Here is a 20,158-nt window from a genome sequence, read left to right as displayed (position 1 = left end):
CTTCCCAACCCAACCGGGCTGGATATCAGGTGTCTACCAAACAGGGGTCAGGTCCCCCTGAACATCCCCGACATTGGCAGCAACAACTGGGTCATCCGATGCACCACGAATGATCCGGACGGGTGCCTTCCGCCTGCCGAGCAAGAGTTTCCCGGCGTGGACTATTGCGCCAACCTGCACCAGCTGCTTCGGGACGAACCTGACCGTGGCATTGATATGACCCACGACATCGTACGCGCGCTCCTGCCCTACCGCGGCATCCACATGGAGGTCGAGCCGCGGGTACTGGATGGGGATGTGGATGTGTTGAGGTAAGTAAGGCGGAGACGAGATTAGGGACGTGCTGATCTAAAGCACCGGCCCGCTGTTTCAGGTGGTCAGGAACTAAAATTTTAGGTTCCTGACCACCGATTTTCGTATAAGGAAAGCCATGCTTACAGATAAGCAGCTGCGTTCCGCACAGCCTAAGTCTCCTGCCCCAGCGCCACAGCTGGGGTCTTTTTCTGCCTCCCCTATCGAAGGGACGTGCTAGGAAAAGCAGGGCACTCACGACCTGAATGTCCCCTATCCCGGCTAGTGTTATGAGTCGAAACTATCTAAAGCGACCTAAAAGAAGGACACCCGCTGTGAGTACCACTGACCTCAATCAGTCTGTTGTGTGGGCGACCGCCGATAAGTACCTGCGCTCCATCGTCGAGCCAGAAGACTATGGCGACTACATCCTGCCGTTGACTGTGCTGCGCCGCCTGGAATGTATTTTGGCTCCCACCAAAGACAAGGTTTTAGACCTGGCGCACCAACTACATGACGACGGCATGAGTGAGTCCTATATGGATTGGGAGGTGCAGTCACAATTTGGGCTGTCCTTCTACAACACCTCGCAGCTGGACTTAACCCGTATCGCGGAGACCGATGATCATGTCTATGACTCGCTCATGGACTACGTTGGTGCGTTTTCGCAGTCGGTGCGCGATATTTGGGATGCGTTCGACTTCGCGGTGAAGATGCGCACCCTTGACCAGGCTGGTCGTCTGTGGCCCATGGTGAAGCACTTCTCCACCATCGACATGTCCGTTGAAGCGCTGCCCAACGCACAGATGGGTGACCTATTTGAGCATGTGATGTACCGGGCGTTTAACACCAAGGGCAAGGCTGCGGGTGCCTTCTACACCCCGCGCGATGCGATCCGACTCATGGTGGACATCCTCTTTGCCTCCGACGACCTGGGCTTAACCTCCCCCGGTGCCTCACGCACCGTCTACGACCCCACCGCGGGTACCGGCGGCATGCTGCTCGTGGCCGAGCGCGCGTTGAAGGAACTCAACCCCAACATTGAGGTCAACCTCGCAGGCCAAGAGCTGATGCCCACCGGCTACGCCATTGGCAAGGCCGACTTGCTCATTCAGGGTGGTGAGCCGGACGCGATCCGCCACGGTGACACACTGCTGACAGACCTGTATGAAGGTGAACAGTTCGAGTACATTCTGTCCAACCCGCCGTTTGGTTCTGATTGGTCGGTACAGCAGTCGGCGGTCAAGGAACAGGCCAAGGTGCCGGGGTCTCGCTTTAGCCACGGCCTACCCAACAAGAGCGATGGCCAGATGCTGTTTCTTGCCCACGTAGCCTCCAAGCTCATGCCCGCGGGCGAAAACGGTTCCGGGGGACGTGGTGCGGTGGTGTCCAACGGATCGCCGCTGTTTACGGGTGGCCCTGGTTCCGGCCCCGACCAGATCCGCGCCTGGCTGCTAGAAAATGACCTGGTGGACGCGATTATTCAGCTGCCCACCAACATGTTCTATGGCACAGGTATTTCCACCTACATCTGGATTCTGGACACCAATAAGGAAGACCACCGCAAGGGCTTTGTGCAGCTCATTGATGCCTCCGCGTGCTGGTCTGTGCCAGACAAAGGCTTGGGCGACAAACGCCGCGAGATGCGCGAGGCCGACCGCACCAAGGTGCTGGAGACCTACAGTGCTTTTGCCGATAACGACATGTCCAAGGTACTCACACCAGACGACCTGGGCTTCCGCGATGTGAAGGTCACCAAGCAAGCACGCCTAGGAGTCCACGTCACCGACGACGCAATTGCTGAGGTACTAGCGCACAAGCAGGCTGTTAACGAACACGCCGACGTGGTACGCGCGGTGGCTAACGCTTCCTACAACGACCTGCCGGACGCGCTCAAGGCCGCGGCCAAGGAACACGGTGTGAAGATGCCCGCCACGCTTATCGACGCTATCTCCAAGGCCATCGCCGTCCCTGACAACGAAGCCGAGCCAGCAGTTGACCGCAAGGGTGACCCGGTTCTTGATCCGTCGTTTACCATGACCGAGCGCGTGCCGCTTACCGAAGACATCGACGAGCACATGCAGCGTGAAGTACTCCCCTTCGCGCCTGATGTCACCTGGGACGCAGCTAAAGCCGTCACCGGCTACGAGATCCCGTTTAAGCGCGTGTTCTACAAACCTGAGCCGGTTCGTCCCTTAACCGAGATCGATGCCGACGTGGCCGAGGTCATGGGCCGACTCATGGATAAGTTCGGGCAGGTGAGGAAGTAATGGGAAGGAGAATCGAACTAGCACCGTTGTGGTCGCTTTGCTCGTTTGACGATGATTTACTGCCTGAGAGCACGTCGTCCGAGTTTTCGTTTAACTACGTTGATATATCTAATGTCAAGACAGGGCGTGTAGAGATTCCCCAGCAGACCTTTACAATCGCAAATGCACCGTCAAGAGCACGTCGATTAGCTCGACCGGGGGACGTGGTTGTTTCAACTGTTAGGACTTATCTCAGGGCGATCGCCCCTGTTCCGGTAAGTACTGAGAACTTAGTATTTTCCACAGGGTTCTGCGTTGTTCGGCCTCATGCAGGCATCTCTGACGGACGCTACATCAACTACTTGCTTACTTCCGATCAGGTTGTTGACGAAATAGTCGCAGACTCAACGGGAACAAGCTACCCAGCTACATCCCCTACTAAGATAGCGAGACTGCGCGTTCCCGCTCCACCTCTTCCCACCCAGCGCGCCATCGCTGACTACCTCGACCGCGAGACCGCCGAGATCGACGGCATGCGCGCCGATTTGGACGAGATGGAACGGCTTTTGAACGAAAGACATTCAGCATTAATACAGCGTCTCATTGATCAACGAATCGATGCCGACGCCGCGCCAATGTCGATCGCAGTTGCGGGTCACTTGGGCGGGAGCGGCTTGGTAGGGGGTCAATCGATGGCAGGGGACGACGAAACCGGAATCCTGAAGACTTCTGCTATTTCATCTGGAAGGTTCTTACCGTCGCAAAATCGACTTATTGAGGCTGGGCAAGTAGAAAACGTTCCTACCGAGCACTTCGTGAAATCCGGCGATCTCTTGTTTAACCGCCTAAACAGCCCTGAATGCGTCGGTGCCATGTCTTACGTTGGCGAAACCAGAGCGAACCTAATCTTTAGTGACAAAATTTGGAGGCTGTTCCCAGGACCACATACTGACCCCAAGTATCTAGCTCTTTGGGCTAAGACTCCTGCTTATCGAAAGCAAGTAGAGTTTTCGATCGTCGGAACCAGTCATTCTATGCAGAGCCTGGGGTACGGCACGTTCCAGCAGTTCCGAGTATTCCTCCCACCCCTCGCTGAACAGCGCCGCATCGCGGACGAAATCGACCGTGAAACCGCTGAGATTGATTCAATGTTGGAGGACATTACGAAGCTGCGGGATTTGCTGGCGGAGCGTCGTTCAGCGGTGATTTCGGCGGCGGTGACCGGCCAGATTAATATTCCTGTCTCCTCTACACACAAGGACGAACCTCATGCCTAAACGTGACATTATGCGCGAAGAGCGCCTGGAAGAAACTATCTGCGAGTCGCTGCAAGGAAGCGGCTGGATCTATGAGCCAGGGATGAAGGACACCGGCTGGGACGCGCGCCTAGGCCTGTTCCCGGCTGATGTGCTGCACTGGCTTTCCACCCAATACCCGGAGGCCTATGCCAAGGCCGTGCCGCAGGATGCTCCCGAGGCAACGCGGGAGAATGCGGAGAGGTTGCTGCTGCAGTACGTCGCCAAGCGGCTCGAATCCGCAACGCGTAGGGACACCCAAACCGGACGCATCCGTGGAGGCTTGTTGGGTACCCTGCGAGAGGGCTTTAAGTACGCGCAGACCAACGCGCGCTCAGCGACTTTTGGCCCCATGGTGGCGTTCCCACCTGCCAACCCGCTCAGTGTGTCCGCGGCAAAGCGTGCAGAGGACAACCGCCTGCGCATTATCCGCCAGGTTCACTTTGATACCACCAGCGGCGAAACGCTGGATCTAGTGGCTACGGTCAACGGCATTCCGGTGGCCACGTTTGAGTTGAAGACGGACAACACACAGTCAGTGGCTCATGCGATAAAGCAGTACCGCAAGGATCGTTTACCGTCGAAGAATCGCCGCGTACTCCTGCCGGGGCGCGCACTGGTTCACTTCGCGGTGTCGAATGACGAGGTGTACATGACCACCGCGCTTAAAGGCAACGACACGAGGTTCCTACCGTTTAATCAGGGACATGACGGTGCTGGTGGCAACCCGCCAGTAGCGGGCAAGTCTGCTACTTCGTATCTGTGGGAGAAGGTGCTGCGTCCTCGGCTCCTGCTGCGCATCTTAAGTGATTTCGCAGTGTGGGAGCCGGATTCTAAGTCAAAGCGCGGTGCGAAAGGTACCTTGATTTTCCCGCGCTTCCACCAGCTACGCGCGGTGGAGAAAGTCACCACCGATGTAGCCGAGCGTGGTGCTGGCGGGAGCTACCTTATTGAGCACTCCGCTGGTTCCGGCAAGACCAAGACGATTGCGTGGCTTGCGCACCGTCTTATTAGGCAGGTAGCCCAGGACGGAACCAAAACTTTTGATTCTGTCATTGTGGTCACCGACCGTACCGCTCTGGATACCAATATCCGCCAGGACATGCAGGCACTAGCTGCATCGCGTGGTCTTGTGGTCTCAGTCGGTGAAAATTCCGGCGCGAAGTCACCACAGCTGCGCGAAGCCCTGGTTGAGGGTGGCCACATCATCACTTGTACGTTGCAGACGTTCCCGTACGTGCTCTCACTGCTCGATGATGACCCGGATATTCAGGGCCGCAACTGGTGCGTGATTGCTGATGAGGCGCACTCCTCACAAACTGGTTCGTCCGCCTCGGCGCTGCGCGAGCTGCTTGCTGAGGTGGAGCTAGATGAGTCAGAAGAGTACACCGCCGACGACCTGCTGGAGCTGCGCCAGGAAGCAGTCGCTACCGCGTCAAACATGACGTTTGTAGCGCTCACGGCCACGCCGAAGGGAAAGACCCTGCGCCTGTTCGGAACCCAAACCCCAGACGGGCACTACATTGCTTTTGACACGTACCCGATGGGCCAGGCTATTGCTGAGGGCTTCATCATGGACGTGCTCACCAACTACTCCACCTACACCATGTGGGCGGAAGTCCGCGACGAGTTGGGACGAACCGAGGAAGTCGATGAATCCGCAGCCGTGACCGACATGGTGCGCTTTGTCCGCTTGCACCCGACCTCCATTGCCCAAAAGGTAGAGGTGGTGGTCGAACACTACCGCCGCAACGTGGCCCACCACTTAGACGGCCAGGCTCGTGCCATGGTGGTGACCTCATCGCGCAAAGCAGCAGTGCACTGGGCGCGTGAGATGAACCGCTACATCACAGAAAAAGGCTACGAGTTTCACTCGCTCGTGGCGTTCTCCGACAAGGTAAGCATGGAGGACGAACCAGAGCCGGTCACCGAAGTCAGCATGAACGGCGAATCCGATGTAGAGCGCGCCTTCAAAGACGACGATCTGGACTACCGCGTGCTCATTGTGGCCAACAAGTTCCAAACCGGATTCAACGAGCCGCGACTGTGCGCAATGTACGTGGATAAGCACCTCTCCGGGGTCGCCACCGTGCAAACACTCTCCCGGCTCAACCGCATCCACCCGAACAAGCCCGCCCCGATGGTGGTGGACTTCATCAACGATCCCAAACTCATTGAGGCCGACTTCAAGCGCTACTACCAGGGAGCGGTCATTGACACCGACATTGACCCTAACTCCCTGCACACGCTGGCGGACGAGTTGGACACCGCTGGCTACTATGACCCAGACGAGATGAATAAGGTTGCCGAAGCCTACATGGCAGGCGAGGACTCAGAGAAGCTGCGCGGTGCGGCAGGTACGATTCTTGACCGCTGGCGCACAGACCGAAACTCCGCCGATAAGGACACCCGCGAGCGCGCCAAGGATTTCAGGGCACATGTCCTTAAATATCGCCACGCCTACGAATTCCTCTCCCAGATCATTGCCTACGCAGATGCCGACGTGTCACGCCGCGCCATGCTATGTAGCGTGCTGGAGCCGAACCTGCACATCACCGAGCTAGACGACGATGAAGACTTCCTGACAGGTGTCACCCTGGCCGGTGTGGCCATTGCCCAGAGCGGTGTAGAAGAAGACTATAGCGTGAGGGACAGTGAACTAGAGCCGTTGAATGTTCCTGAGTTTACGGTTCGCCTTGGTGAGCCGAAAACCCCACTACGCGCGGCGTTTGACGAAGCCGTTGAAAAAGTCAACGACATCTTCTCCATAGCCGGTGTCGATGTCAACAGTGATGAAACCGCGCAGATGATTGTCGCTGCCTGGGGAACATTGTCCTCCAGTCCAGAAGCGGTGCGGCTGGGCAAAGAAAACAACCGCGACCAGCTCAAACGCTCGCGCAAATTCCAGCAGGAAGCCACCAGCGCTATCTTTGACGGCATCGAACAACGGAAACAGCGCGACGCACTGCTTACCACCGACCGCGACGTGCTACGCAACGTGATCTCCACGCTCGCTGACATTATGGCCGCCGCCCGCGAAACTGGTGAGCTGGGCTAGGACAGGGGACGTGCCGGGATGAAGCTTTGGTGATCCGGGGGCTGTCACCGCGTCTGTGCGTAGCGCGCTGCGGAGGTCGACTCGACAATTCCCTCAGTCACCTGACACTGCCACCACCCCGGCAGCTTAGACAATCCGCACCTACGCACTTCGTGCCTGACAAGGAGGACTGTAACTATTATGGCCGACGAGAAACCCACCTTCGTCCGTGAAGGTGGGTTTCAAGATTTTTGTCGGATGTGCTTCATAAATGAGGACCAACGTACAAAACTTTAATATTGTCAGGTCCCCAGTAGCTCCAGTAAATTCGCCACGCTTGGGGCGTGTGATTCTCTACATAAGAGATATAAATGGTTTCACCACTATTGGCCGTCTTGCCCTTCAAAGGGTGCGTTTTTAGGCTTGGGTATGAAGGGCCTGGGTCTTCCAAGAACCCAATTGCTTTCTTGACCTTTTTCCTCTTGTCGGGATACTTGGTAAGCGCTTTCCGAAGGTCATCTGCGGCAGACAGAGCAAACTGGATTTTGAAACGTGGCATTTCTTCTGGCTGGTCAGTTAGAACTCAAAATCCACAAATCGGCCGTCTGCGTAGTCTTCCAAGCTGTCTCGGAATACGCGAAGGGCATCGGGATTCGAGTAAATGATCTCGATATCTTGGTTCATGTCTTCTTTCGCAACGTGGGATACGCGACCTGCGGAATCCGAAAATGCCAGCATCTTCCCGCAATCAACCGCGTTCTTGTAAAGCGTATTGCTCATGCTGCGTCCTTTCTTTGTTCAACCCCTCCGACCTAAAGCCGGTTGGGCTTCCCGTTGGATGTCCTCGTCGGGCTGGTTTCCATCTTGTCATAAAATATGACAGCGATGTGCTTACTTGAGACTGTGTACGCTCTGAGCTTGTGGTTCTACCTTGAACTACGTCAGAGAGGAAGCCCCTAACAGGGGGTGAGGTGTCCCCAGCTCTTACACACACCAGTCTTGGTGTTCAAGGTCGGTGAACATAGAAGCCACCGTTATTCTGGCTCCGCGTAGAACGCGCATAAAGTTGCGTCTTTTCCACACTACTCAACCGTAAAATCCAGCCATCGCCACCTCATCCCACCAGCCGACGGAACCGGCCACGGAAACCGACGGAAACCATAGCTGCAGTTCGGGTCGTTGCAGGTGGGTGGGTAGTTTCACAAAAGACTGGGCTCCAAGCAGATTCTGCTTGGAGCCTATTCGTTTCGCTACTTAGCCCTACTTAGCCCTTAACCCCTATCTTCTTCAAAAGGCCCACATAAACAATCACGACCCCCGTTTGGCTTAATGCCACGGGGGCCGTCGTTGTCCACAGCCAGTGTGACGGCTGAAGATGTCTAGTTAAAACTTAAGCGCCAGCGTTACCGATCTGGTCATCCAGCTTGTCGCGCCCCTGCTTGATCTGATCAGCCTTGTCCTCGCCCAGCTTGTCCTGCGCTACCTCTGCGCCCTTGTCGAGCACCAAATCGGAGATCTGCTCTCCCTTTTCCGAGTTGAGTGCGTCCTTAGCCTTATCAAAAATACCCATAAGATGCCTCAGCCTTTCCAACGAAAGTTTCTTGCTCTAACGTTCAACATGTTCGCGGTGCAACCAAGACTGGCTGAACGAACACGTGCCCCACCGTACATACGAATACGCCTTCCTGCCATAAGAAAATTCTTAAGTGAGTTCGCTCCCGCAAATCTTCTTAGTTAAACCCTTGATCAAAGATTCCTGGTGCTACCGTAAGAGGTCAAGAATTTAATGCCGGTACTTGTTTTGGGCAATCCTCGGAACTAGAACCTAAGCGGGCACCTAGTAGAGCTCAAAGTATCGTTAATACCGAAAGTTTCAATAACAGCCGAGGACTACGCGGACTATGCCAACACCCTCCACAAACAGCTCATCCCCCACTGAGTTTCACTCTTTTGCGGATTCGTCTCCTTCTGCAGCTACGCAAGCAACCGAGGAATTCTTTGGGCTCGTGTGGCCAGGCAAGAACTCCGCCGCCCAATTAGCTCACACACCCACCGCACTACACAAGGTGGCACAAAATGGCGAATCAGACTCTCCAAATACTATTTTTGAAGGCGACAACCTGGATGCGCTCAAGGTGCTCGGCTCAGAGGGCTTTAGGGCAGACGTTATCTATATCGACCCGCCGTATAACACAGGCAAAGAATTCGTTTACACGGACAATTACCGCCGAAGGCGAAAAATGGGGTCCGGAAGTTACGGACAATGGCACGCTGAATGGCTTTCCATGATGTACCCACGCCTATTTCTAGCTAGAGGAATTCTAAAGGAGACAGGATTCATTTTTGTCTCGATTGGTGAAGACGAATGCGCGAACCTGCGCAAAATCATGGATGAGATCTTCGGAGAGGACTGTTTCGCCGGGCAATTGATTTGGAAGAAAGGCGGAACCGGCAAGAATGACTCGAAGTATGCCGTTGTAGAGCACGAATACATTTTGTGTTACGCCAAGTCACCAGATAACCCTGGCTTCAATGTGGACGAGGGCGCGCACACATCAACAAACTATAACTTCAGCGACGAGCGCGGAAACTACTCACTGGTTCGTCTAGATTCCAAGACGCTGGGATACCTGCCGACCCTCGACTTCCCCATTACGGATGAGAAAGGCCGTCAGTACTGGCCTGACCAACCCACGGGTAAGGAGAAGGTCGCGCGCTGGCGGTGGGGACGAGAAAAGGTCGCAGCGAATTACGATCAGCTCGTCTTTCGGCGGGGGTTTGTCTATACCAAGAACTATCAAAAGAAAGGGGCTCGTCCCCGTTCAATCTTGGACGGGGAGCGTTTCGGAGTAACCCGCGCTGGACGACGCGACGCTGAAAATGTCATGGGTGTTCAAGGAGTATTTGAGTTTCCCAAGCCTGTCCGGCTCATCAAGCATCTCGTAGCCATTGCCGGTGGACCCAACGCTGTGGTCCTTGATTTCTTTGCGGGCTCAGGAACCACAGCCCAGGCTGTCTTAGAGCTCAACGCCGAAGACTCTGGCAACCGCAGTTTCCATCTCGTTCAATTACCACAGCCCACTGCTAAGAACGGCCCTGCCTACGCTGCTGGTTTCCGCACCGTGGCCGAAATCTGCGTTGGCCGGGTTTCCGCCGTTCCGGGGGCTACTTTCCGGCACTTCCAGCTGCAAGCATCATCGGTTCAAGACGACTAACTGGTCTTTTTACCCGACTCCGGATCCTCGGTGCCTGCTGGTCTACCCGGAACGCCAAAGAAGTCTAAAACGCGGTCAGTGGCAAAGCCTTTTCCTACCTCTGCTCTGTCGTCAACGCGGCCACCAGGCCAGATGTGTGATCCACCGCCGATGCGGATGTGCTGCAGCGGAGCTTTACAGCCGACCCATGTTTGTTGCAAAGCGTTGTTGACCAGCCGCATAGTTGTGACATCCGTCGTGCACTGATTGCGCTTCCGGTTGGTCTCCATAACCGTGGCCACCGAATCGTATTTTGTACCGTGGCGGGTTCCGCCGTAATACTCCACCACTGGGTCATCGGTGCCGTGCATGTCAAGGCGCCCCACTGGATCTCCGGAACAGTTCTTGTAGATGCCCTCGTAGTAGGCAGCAGAAACCGTGGCGATCGAATGGAAAGTTTCCGGCATGCGGCAAGCCAGGAACGCTGCGAAGCCACCGCCGTTGGACAAGCCAGCTGCGAAAATACGGTTGTCATCGATAGCGTAAGTCGCGCGCAGACTGTCAACCATATCCGCAACGAATTTGAGGTCTTCTTCCTCAGTCGTCTTGGCATACGGTGCTGGCGTCCATGCCTTCTCGACGCCAGCTGGATACACAACGATGGCCTGCGCAGCATTCATCTCTGTGTAGCCTTCAATCGCTTTGGGTTCCTCGCCCCAACCGTGGAAGACCATCACCAGCGGCCAGCGCTTCTCAGGGTCGTATTTCTCCGGAACGTGCACAATGAAGTTACGCCCAGAAGGCAAATTAATGGAGCGGCTTTCCCCTGGCTCTGGGCCATCAAAAGGCGCAGACACCGGTATTCCGAGCTCAGAATTCTTATCCCACAGCGACGCCGATTCCGGTTTTATCGGAGCAGGCGTTGCACAAGATGTCAAGAAAAAAAGGCTGGCACAAACAGCAGCAGTTTTACGTACGACATTGGAAGTGAGCACGGATTAGTCACGTCCTTTCTGCCATGCGTTCCAAAGTTGCCAGTATCGGCCCTTAGAATCTAGCAGCTCATTATGTGTGCCCCGTTCAATAACACGTCCGCTTTCCATCACTAGGATGCAATCGGCCTGGGAAGCTTGATCCAGTCGGTGCGCAACGATCAGTGCAGTGCGGCCATCCGTCACAGCGTCGGCAGCTACCTCCAAAGCCCCCGCGCCGACCGAGCCAGCCTCGGCCGTAGCTTCATCCATGACAACCACTGCAGGGTCCAGCAGCAAAATGCGCGCCAAAGCGAGCTGTTGCGCCGCGACCGGTTCAAGCTGTATTCCCCGCGCACCGACAACGGTGTCCAAGCCATCGGCAAAGGTGTCTACCCAGTCTGCTTGGACACCGCGCAGTGCGGCCCACATTTCCTCGTCAGTGGCATTCGGACGCGCTAAGGACAAGTCATCACGCAAAGTGCCTGAAAAGACATAAACCTCTTGGGAAACCAGCGCGAGACGGGCGACTCGCTCGGCGTCGGAAAGCCGCGACACGTCGATCCCATCAACCTGCACTGAGCCTGCACTCGGAACGCGCAACCCTGCAGCAAGCGCAGCGACGGTGGTCTTACCTGCGCCGGACGCTCCTACGAGGGCCACAGTTTGTCCAGGAGCTATATGAAGGTCAAGGTCTTCAACTGCCCACGCATCAGTGTTTTCCTCACTGTCATAGCTACTGTCATAGCTGAAGCTAACACCCCGCATAGAAACATCACCCCGCGGCTGCGGCGCACCAGCCGGCGAAATTGGAAGCGGCGGATTAACCGTCACCCCAACGATTCGAGCTAGTGAAGCATAGCCCGATTGAACCGTGTCGAGCACTCGCATAAGCCCCATGAGCGGTCCCCGCAGACGAATGAGCATCAACATTGCCGCGGTAACGGCACCAACGGTCATCGCACCACTAGAAGTGACCCAGAAGCCGACGAAGAGACCTACCCCAAGCATCACCAGCTCCACCGCGGTAATCCACAGCTGCAGGACCATCATCGTGCGTCGCGCGCTATAACCGTTTTCCACCACGGCACGCGAGGCCTGACTAATGCCGCTGCGCATCCGCTGCTCCATCGCATATGCCCGCACCGTGGCCCGGCCATGAATAGTCTCCAAAACCCGGCGCGCACGCTCAGCCATGGATGCGCGCTCATTTGCATAACGCTGCGGTGCATGCCGCAGATAATTGCGTGCCGCTACAAAGTAGATGGGTCCCGCGCATGCCACCACCAAGAGGTATTGCCAGTCCAAGGAGATTAGGGCCACGGCCGTGGTAACAATCGCAAAGATCGAGCTAGTCAGAACCGGGACCGTCTCAGTAACCGCTGCGGAAAGTTCACTCACGTCATCTGTTGAGCGTGAGACCAAATCACCAGACCCGGCCTCCTCGACGCGGTGGACAGGCAAGCCCAAGGCAGTGCCCACGGTTTCCTCGCGCAGATTCGCAATGACCCTCTCTGTAAGACGTGAGAGCAAGTAGAACCCGCCAGCGGACAACACGGCCGAGGCTATCGCCACGAGCACGAGTTCCACGCCAATCCATGCGAGGCCGCGCAACTCGCCTTCACCCGACACCACCGCATCAACCACCCGGCCTAAAAGGATAGGGATATAGACGTTCGCCACCGCACCGCCAATAAGCAAGAGGAAGGCCACGAAACTGCGGCGTTTAGCGTGCGCAATCGCATGCAGATGAGCGGCAACCTTCTGCCGGACCTGCAGCCACGTTGCAGTAGGAAATCGCATGGCTATCTGCCCTTCCCAGTGTGTTCGTTAAGCTGTGGCGCCTCAACTGTCTCGGCAACTGCTGCCCACGCTGGCGCATTCGTGTAGACCACGGTGGTTTGTCCTGCGCGTGCTTGGGAGACCCGCTCGGCTATCTTTTGCTCCGTCACGGAGTCGACGGCCGTGGTTGGATCCTGCAAAATGAGGACTTCCGGCGCTGCTGCGATAGCACGTGCCAACGCAACGCGTTGCCGCTGGCCACCAGATAAGGCTCCACCATTCTCCCCGACGTCCTTGCTCAGTCCACCCGGAATATCCTCGGCGGCCGCAACCTGCAGCGCTTGAGCTGCCACAGCGGAATCCTCATGAATATTGGACTGAACACTGCCGGCAAAAAGGTCAGCCGCATGGGGTGCCACCAAGAAGCGCTCACGTGGTAGGTCGTCGAGTTCTTCCGGCGCAGCGCCCTTTACAACGTGGAGACCAGGTCCCCACTGCGGAGCCTGAGGCGTGCTGGCGGCACGGAACGGGCTGTCCAAAAGCTCCGTGATACGTCGCCCGCTTGCCTGCGCAGCCGCCCACCGGGAAGCAATGTTTTTGCCCATCATCGTCATTGGAGTGATGACAAACTGCGTCAGGCCCACCACGGTGATCAACTCGCCCACTGTCACCGTGCCGTTTACGGCCAAAGCTCCCGCAGCAATCGCCACGGCAATGACGTAGATGGAACCAACTGCCTCCGTTATCGCGTTGAGGCGTGCCTGCGCACCGTTTGCATCAATCGTGCGTTCATAAGCAGCGTCAGAAACCGCCGAATAACGCTTGCGCACTGTGCCAATAGCGCCCAAGCCCTTCAGGATGCGCAGGCCTTGTACAACATCTGTCGCCGTAGCTGAGGCTTGGGCCAGCGCCGCCTGCCGCGCACCGGACCGTGAGCGCAAAGGTTTGGCCGCCACCAAGGAAATCCACACAACCACTGGCCCGCCGAGGAGCACCGCAATGCCTAGGGGCACGTTGACCCGTGAAGTCATAATCGCCACGTAGACAATCGAGCAGACCTCAGCCACGGGAAACACCGTCATGATGACGGCCTCGGACACGCGTTTCGCATCCGAGGAGGCAATGGAAAGCAGCTCACCGGCTGTACGCGCACGGCCCCCGATGCCCCGCGGATCTTGAATGCGATCTGTAACCGCCATGCGCAAGTCGTGGCCCACCTCGAGCATCGCACGGGAGAACATACCCCGCGCAAACCAAGCTGCCACTGCATTGAGCGCGAAAATCGCTACGAGAATGCCCAGCCAACGCAGCAATGCGTCGAAGGAATGGATGGCGATCGCGCCGTCAATGGCACGGCCGACGATGACGGGTGTCATACCGTTGCACACGAACGATATCGACATCAAGATCGCAGCGGGGATGGTCTTCTCGCGCCGGGAAAGCACGGTTTTCAACAGCCACCGTGGGTCCTTGGGCGCAGGAAGATTCGACATGGTAAGCCATTCTATTTCAGAGCCTTGGATTTTCTGGAACCAGCAAACGCGGTAGGTTATTTTCACTATGTCTTCGCACTTGCCTGAGCCCTCGCATTATCCCAGCTACAGAAAAGCTTCGGAGAAGGAGAATCCAACGTTTCGGGGAGAGGCGCACCGCACGCGCTCAGCGCTTTCTTTCGCGCATGGTGCTGATACCTACCACGACGTGCGTCCGAGCTATCCAAGCGAAGTTGCCGAGCTCATCGCGGACGCCCACACAGTCCTTGATGTTGGTGCCGGTACGGGAAAGCTGACGGAGACTCTCACCAACCCCCAGGTGCTCGCCTGCGATCCATCTCCGGACATGACTCGGGTTCTGCGTGAACAGTTGGGGGTTCCTACGTGGCGTTCGGTGGCAGAGAGCACTGCGCTTGGCGACGCCTCCGTGGATGCCGTTGCCTGTGCACAGACCTGGCATTGGGTGGACGTCGCCAAGGCGTGCGGTGAATTCGATCGCATAGTCCGCCCAGGCGGCAAGGTGCTCCTGGTGTGGAACACCCTCGACGTTGGTGCCGATCCGTGGTTGCTGCGGCTGGCGCGCATCATGCACTCAGGCGATATTCAGCGACCTGGCTTCTACCCCGAGGTCTCTGCTCCTTGGGAGATCACAAAGGAGCTGCGTCTGAAGTGGAACCATATTCTCACTCCAGAGCAGCTCCATCAGCTGATGCACACTCGCTCCTATTGGCTGCGTAACACTACCAAGATTCACGACCGGATGACACACAACCTGAACTGGTATTTGTATGAGCACATGGGCTTTTCCGAGGGGCAGGCTTTGGAGATTGCCTACCGCACTGATGCCTTTGTGCTCACGCGAGCTGTCGCTGCTTAGAGGATGGCGGATGCCAGCAGGGAGCCGACCACGCAGGACGTGAACACGGAGATTGCGCCCGGGATGATGAACGAGTGGTTGACCACGAACTTGCCGATGCGGGTGGTACCTGTGCGGTCGAAACCGATGCAGGCCAGATCGGAAGGGTAAGTCGGGAGGATGAAGTAGCCGTAGGCTGCGCCGTAGAAACCGACGATGATCGCTGGGTCGATGCCCAGGGACAGGCCAATCGGAGCGATTGCAACGAGGGCGGCAGCCTGGGAGTTAACCAGCTTGGAAACGATGAGCAGCACGATTGCGTATGCCCATGGCGCGGTCTGCACGATGCTGCCCAAGTTAGCTTCGAGGGCATCGATGTGGGACTCGAAGAATGTATCAGCCATCCAGGCAACACCGAAGACGGAGAATACTGCCGTCATGCCAGCCTTGAACACAGGAGTGGAGGCGATCTTCTTGTTGTCGACGTTGCAGAAAATGAGGATGATTGCGCCGGCGACAAGCATGACCATCTGAATGACAAGGTTCATCGAGAGGGCCTTCATCTCACCATCCGCGTTAGGGAAGGACGGGCGCAGGACATCAAAGGCGCCGAGGATGACGACGACTGCGATGGCGGTCAAAAATACAACGACGGAGCGCTTGGCGGAGGCCGGAAAGACCTCGTCGAGTAGAGAGTGGCTGGAGGATTGGATGGACTTCGCAAACTCTGGGTCCTTCATTTTCTCCTGGAATGCAGGGTCCTTATCGAGGTCCTTGCCGCGACGCAGTGACCACAGCGCAGCGAGGAGGACGCCGGAGAGGGAAGCAGGGATGGCGACCATGAGGATCTGTGGGATGGAGTAGGAAACACCAGTGATGCCAGCGTTCTCAGCGATGATGGATGCAAGGGACACGGTGGCCACAGAAACCGGCGAAGCGGTGATACCCATCTGGGCAGAGGTGGAGGCAACGGCCATGGGGCGCTCCGGGCGAATGCCCTTCTTCAGCGCGATGTCCTCGATGATGGGAAACATCGTATACACAACGTGTCCGGTACCACAGAGCACGGTGAGGAACCAGGTGGTCAGCGGAGCAAGGATGGTGATGCGCTCAGGGTGGGCGCGGAGGAATTTCTCCGCGAATTGCATCATCACCTCGAGGCCTCTGGCTTGTTGGAGGGTTGCGGCACAGCCGATGACGGCGATAATGGTCAGCATCACGTCCACTGGAGGCTCGCCCGGTGCAAGGCCGAAGACGAAGACCATGATGATAAGGCCGATGCCGGAGATAAGGCCTAGGCCGAGGCCGCCGTAACGCGTACCCAAGAGAAGCGCAGAGAGAATGATGATGACTTGGAGGACGATCGCGACTGCTGAGGTCGGGTCGAGAATGGAGGCTAACATGAAGAGCCTTTCTGAAAGTCAATACTTGATTACCCTCTCAGAATATCCGAACGGGCAGAATCACAGACAATCAAAAAGGCGAGCCATTCATCACACTTTTCAAAGTGTAAGAATGGCTCGCCTTTTTGGTATAATCGCAGCGTAACGGCCGTACTGCTAGCGCTTCCCCATCGCGATTAGCGCTTGGAATTCTTTCCGCGGCGCTCGCGCACGCGGACAGCAATGCGCACCGGAGAGCCATGGAAGCCGAAGCGCTCACGGAACTTACGCTCCAGATAGCGGCGGTAGCCAGCATCCAAGAATCCAGTGGTGAATAGAACGATGGTGGGCGGCTGCGTGGACGCCTGGGTGGCGAACAAGACGCGCGGCAAACGATTGTTCTTCATCGGTGGTGGGTTGGCAGCGATTGCCTCGCGCAGCCAGTTGTTGAGCTGGCCAGTAGAGACACGCTGGTCCCAACTTACCAAAGCTTCAATCATCGCAGGCTCGAGACGCTGCAGGGCGCGCCCAGTCTGAGCGGAGATGTTCACGCGGGTCACCCACGGCAAGTGGCGCAGCTGCTCGTCGATCTCGCGGTCGAGGTAGTAGCGGCGATCCTCATCCATAAGATCCCATTTGTTGAAGGCAATAACCAAGGCCTTGCCTGCCTCCAACACCATGTTGAGAACGCGCTGGTCCTGCTCGGAGACCTCTTCGGAGGCGTCGATAAGCATGATGCAAACCTCCGCCGCGTCGATGACACCGCGGGTGCGAAGAGACGCGTAGTACTCGTGCCCCTGGGCATTCTTGACCTTCTTGCGCAGGCCGGCAGTATCGATGAACTTCCACAGACGCTGATCAAGCTGAACCAGGGAGTCAACGGGGTCAACCGTGGTGCCAGCAGCATTGTCTACAACGGAGCGTTCCTCCGAGGTGAGCTTGTTGAGCAAGGAAGACTTACCGACGTTTGGCTTGCCCACCAGGGCCACGCGGCGCGGGCCGGAGGTGATGGAGGCGTGGCGTGGCTCCTCAGGGAACAGGCGCAGGATCTCGTCGAGAACGTCAGCGCCACCGCGGCCGTGCTGTGCCGAGACAGGCCAGGGATCGCCCAGGCCCAGAGCGTAAAACTCAGCCATGTCGGCGTACATGGTCTCGGAATCAAACTTGTTAGAGACCAAGATGACCGGAACTTCGGACTTCTGCAGCTTGCGGGCCATGACCGCGTCGGTCTCGGTAATGCCGACCTTAGTGTCGACGACGAACACGATGACGTCGGCGGTATTCATCGCCAGCTCTGCCTGACGGGCGATTGCGGCGTGAATGCCCTTCACGTTGGGGTCCCACCCGCCGGTATCTTGGACGAAGAAACGCTGGCCGTTCCACTCGGCGACATAAGAAACTCGGTCCCGGGTCACGCCCGGGTGGTCCTCCACCACGGCCTCACGGCGGCCGAGGAAACGATTGACCAAGGAGGACTTGCCCACGTTCGGACGTCCGACAACGGCGACCGTGCAGAGGTTTTCCTCAGTGTGCTGATCATCAACGCCGAAGGCGCGGGAGAGCTCCTCCCACTCTTCTTCGCTTAGTGGATCTTCGTCGTTGTCGAAGTCCTCACCAAAGTCGGCTTCACCGAACTCAGATTCGTCGATTTCAGACTCATCAAACTCGTAGTCAAACTCGTTGGCGTCGAAGTCCTCAGGAGCCCAACCGCCGTGTGGATCCCTGACTGTCTCCTCTTCGAGTTTGCCCACTGGATAGTGAAACTCGGTTTCGAAGTCGCCTGAGACGGCATTGTCTTCTTGATGCTCAAAATCCTTAGCCATTGGCGGACTCCTTCACGATGTTAATAAGGGTGTCGAGAACTTCTTCGAGGGTCATCTCAGAAGTATCGACGATGGTTGCATCCTCCGCCGGACGCAGTGGTGAGGTGGCGCGGGAGGAATCAGCAGCGTCGCGGCGTTCAACGCTGGCAAGCACGGTGTCAAAGTCGGAGTCGATACCCGCAGCAACGTTTTGGTCATGACGACGCTGGGCGCGAACAGCGGCTGATGCAGTCATGAAAGCCTTCGCAGGAGCGTCCGACAACACGGTGGTGCCGATGTCGCGGCCTTCAACGATGGCACGGTGTGCCTCACGAGCGAGCTTGCGCTGCAGCTCAACAAGGTTCTGACGAACCTCAGGTACTGCGGAGACAGCCGAGACGTTGCGGGTGACTTCGTCTTCACGAATGACGCGGGATACGTCCTCTCCTGCTAGCAGAACCTGCTTGGAATCAGGGTCGTCAGAGACTTCCAGCGGGAGGTCTGCAGTGGCGGCGATGACGGCCGCCGTATCGCTGGGGTCCACGCCGGCGCGCAGAACAGCCAACGTAGCCACGCGGTACATCGCACCGGTGTCCACGTACTTTGCGTCGAGACGCTTAGCCAGTGCGCGGCAGGTGGTGGACTTACCGGTTCCGGAAGGTCCGTCGACGGCAAGTATCATGCCGCCTTCAGGCATGTTAGAAATCATCTTCTCCTCCATTACATCCCCACCGCCTTGTACAGGCTCGCGAGCTCGTTGGAGTTCAGCGCACGCAGAATACCGGGCTTCATCTCACCAAGCTGGAGCGTGTGCAGCTTCGTGCGCACGAGGCGCTGAACTGGGAAGCCAGCTTCCTTGAGCATGCGACGGACGATATGCTTGCGACCTTCGTGCAGCTCGACGCGGACCAAGGAATAGCCCTGGTTCTTGTCCACGATCTGAACATAGTCAGCCTTGGCGAGTCCGTCTTCGAGTTCCACGCCTTCTTTCAGAGTGCGTACGAGGCCATTTCCAGCCTCGCCCAAAACAGTAGCGAGGTAGGTCTTACGAACCTCGTACTTGGGGTGCATCAGGCGGTTTGCCAACTCGCCGTCATTGGTGATGAGAATGAGTCCCTCGGTATCGGCATCAAGACGACCGACGTGGAACAGGCGCTGGCCTGCTGCAACACGGTCACCAATCAAGTCGCCGATGCACGGACGGCCAAGCTCATCGCTCATGGTGGACTGCAAGCCACGCGGCTTGTTGAGAATGAAGTACCGGGTCTCTTCGTTGACGTTGATGCGCACGCCATCAACACGGATGACATCGACGTTCGGATCAACACGCACGCCCTGCTGCATGACGATCTTGCCGTTGACCTCTACGCGGCCAGCGTCGATCATGATTTCGGCGTGGCGACGCGAGGCTACGCCTGCCTTAGCAAGCACTTTCTGGAGGCGCTCTCCCTTGGGGTTATCACCAACCAACCAGTCGGCGCCCAAGTCACGAGCTACGGAGTCTGCGGTGGCCTTCTTCTTATTTGCGCGTTCACGCTTGTCTACGTGCTGACGGCGGGCCGGTTTCGCATTGGAGACAAACATGTCGCTGTCTCGCTTCTTCTTTTCCGGTGTGCCGTCTCGGCGAGCGGGTGGAGTCACGATAAGTGTCCTTTTCAATTGAAGTTATGAAGTTACCTGGGCCATGCTACCCCACTGCTTCCCCACGTGCTAATGCCCAAATGCCTTGTACCGGCCCAATACCGAGCTAGTCTGACCTAATTCTGAGCTAATGCTGTGATGTCTAGTGACTTCTTGGACTCGGAG

General features: G+C 57.1%; 14 protein-coding genes and 1 pseudogene. 6 read left to right on the top strand and 9 right to left on the bottom strand.

What is annotated here, in order from left to right; genetic code table 11:
• The 4 genes and pseudogenes from HMPREF3153_RS12895 to HMPREF3153_RS10115 form a co-directional block, all read left to right on the top strand.
• Positions 1 to 315: pseudogene (locus HMPREF3153_RS12895) on the top strand (hypothetical protein); the annotation flags it as partial.
• 311 nt (positions 316 to 626) lie between these two features.
• A complete protein-coding gene (locus HMPREF3153_RS10125; RefSeq protein ID WP_070420765.1) occupies positions 627 to 2,561 on the top strand; it encodes a type I restriction-modification system subunit M in 1,935 nt (644 codons plus the stop codon).
• 203 nt (positions 2,562 to 2,764) lie between these two features.
• A complete protein-coding gene (locus HMPREF3153_RS10120) occupies positions 2,765 to 3,817 on the top strand; it encodes a restriction endonuclease subunit S (RefSeq protein WP_168161729.1) in 1,053 nt (350 codons plus the stop codon).
• Positions 3,810 to 6,893 carry a type I restriction endonuclease subunit R gene (locus tag HMPREF3153_RS10115; RefSeq protein WP_070420763.1) on the top strand — a complete coding sequence of 1,028 codons (3,084 nt, stop codon included), beginning with the start codon at positions 3,810 to 3,812 and terminating at the stop codon, positions 6,891 to 6,893. Before HMPREF3153_RS10120 ends, HMPREF3153_RS10115 begins: the two co-directional genes overlap by 8 nt.
• A 555-nt stretch (positions 6,894 to 7,448) precedes the next feature.
• Here HMPREF3153_RS10115 and HMPREF3153_RS10105 read toward each other — a convergent pair.
• Complete coding sequence (locus tag HMPREF3153_RS10105; RefSeq protein ID WP_070420761.1) at positions 7,449 to 7,652, bottom strand: hypothetical protein; 204 nt, start codon at positions 7,650 to 7,652, stop codon at positions 7,449 to 7,451.
• A gap of 610 nt (positions 7,653 to 8,262) precedes the next feature.
• Entirely contained in the window at positions 8,263 to 8,442 is a 180-nt protein-coding gene (locus tag HMPREF3153_RS10100) for an antitoxin (RefSeq protein WP_046646005.1), read from the bottom strand.
• Positions 8,443 to 8,773: 331 nt separating this feature from the next.
• On the opposite strand from HMPREF3153_RS10100, the gene HMPREF3153_RS10095 reads away from it, so the two are divergent.
• Positions 8,774 to 10,087, top strand: a complete 1,314-nt coding sequence (locus HMPREF3153_RS10095; protein ID WP_049191691.1) for a site-specific DNA-methyltransferase — start codon at positions 8,774 to 8,776, stop codon at positions 10,085 to 10,087.
• On the opposite strand, the gene HMPREF3153_RS10090 is transcribed toward HMPREF3153_RS10095, so the two are convergent.
• Genes HMPREF3153_RS10090 through HMPREF3153_RS10080 form a run of 3 tightly spaced genes read right to left on the bottom strand, consistent with a single transcriptional unit; the run spans position 10,084 to position 14,312 of the window.
• Positions 10,084 to 11,004 (bottom strand): CE1 family esterase, encoded by a 921-nt coding sequence (locus tag HMPREF3153_RS10090; protein WP_246817195.1) that lies wholly within the window; start codon positions 11,002 to 11,004, stop codon positions 10,084 to 10,086. The genes HMPREF3153_RS10095 and HMPREF3153_RS10090 overlap by 4 nt on opposite strands.
• A 60-nt stretch (positions 11,005 to 11,064) precedes the next feature.
• Positions 11,065 to 12,840 carry an ABC transporter ATP-binding protein gene (locus tag HMPREF3153_RS10085; protein WP_200896702.1) on the bottom strand — a complete coding sequence of 592 codons (1,776 nt, stop codon included), beginning with the start codon at positions 12,838 to 12,840 and terminating at the stop codon, positions 11,065 to 11,067.
• Between the two features lie 2 nt (positions 12,841 to 12,842).
• Positions 12,843 to 14,312, bottom strand: coding sequence for an ABC transporter transmembrane domain-containing protein (locus tag HMPREF3153_RS10080; RefSeq protein WP_070420760.1), 1,470 nt, complete (start codon positions 14,310 to 14,312; stop codon positions 12,843 to 12,845).
• 67 nt (positions 14,313 to 14,379) lie between these two features.
• Between HMPREF3153_RS10080 and HMPREF3153_RS10075 the strand changes: the two genes are divergently transcribed.
• On the top strand, positions 14,380 to 15,189 hold the full coding sequence (locus HMPREF3153_RS10075) for a class I SAM-dependent methyltransferase (protein WP_070420759.1): 810 nt from the start codon (positions 14,380 to 14,382) through the stop codon (positions 15,187 to 15,189).
• On the opposite strand, the gene HMPREF3153_RS10070 is transcribed toward HMPREF3153_RS10075, so the two are convergent.
• The 4 genes from HMPREF3153_RS10070 to HMPREF3153_RS10055 all read right to left on the bottom strand — a co-directional run bounded on the left by HMPREF3153_RS10070 (position 15,186) and on the right by HMPREF3153_RS10055 (position 19,993).
• Entirely contained in the window at positions 15,186 to 16,571 is a 1,386-nt protein-coding gene (locus HMPREF3153_RS10070) for an anaerobic C4-dicarboxylate transporter (RefSeq protein WP_070420758.1), read from the bottom strand. The genes HMPREF3153_RS10075 and HMPREF3153_RS10070 overlap by 4 nt on opposite strands.
• 176 nt (positions 16,572 to 16,747) lie before the next feature.
• Positions 16,748 to 18,373: a ribosome biogenesis GTPase Der gene (der, locus tag HMPREF3153_RS10065; RefSeq protein ID WP_070420757.1), complete on the bottom strand. Its 1,626-nt coding sequence runs from the start codon at positions 18,371 to 18,373 to the stop codon at positions 16,748 to 16,750.
• Positions 18,366 to 19,061 (bottom strand): (d)CMP kinase, encoded by a 696-nt coding sequence (gene cmk / locus HMPREF3153_RS10060; RefSeq protein ID WP_070420766.1) that lies wholly within the window; start codon positions 19,059 to 19,061, stop codon positions 18,366 to 18,368. The genes der and cmk overlap by 8 nt, the downstream gene beginning before the upstream one ends.
• 11 nt (positions 19,062 to 19,072) lie before the next feature.
• Positions 19,073 to 19,993, bottom strand: coding sequence for a pseudouridine synthase (locus tag HMPREF3153_RS10055; protein ID WP_034657485.1), 921 nt, complete (start codon positions 19,991 to 19,993; stop codon positions 19,073 to 19,075).
• Positions 19,994 to 20,158 lie beyond the last annotated feature (165 nt).

It is taken from the genome of Corynebacterium sp. HMSC06C06 (assembly GCF_001807295.1).
Taxonomy (GTDB): Bacteria; Actinomycetota; Actinomycetes; order Mycobacteriales; family Mycobacteriaceae; genus Corynebacterium; species Corynebacterium striatum.
Note: the sequence above shows the minus strand (reverse complement) of the source record. Positions and strands in the feature narration are given on the sequence as shown.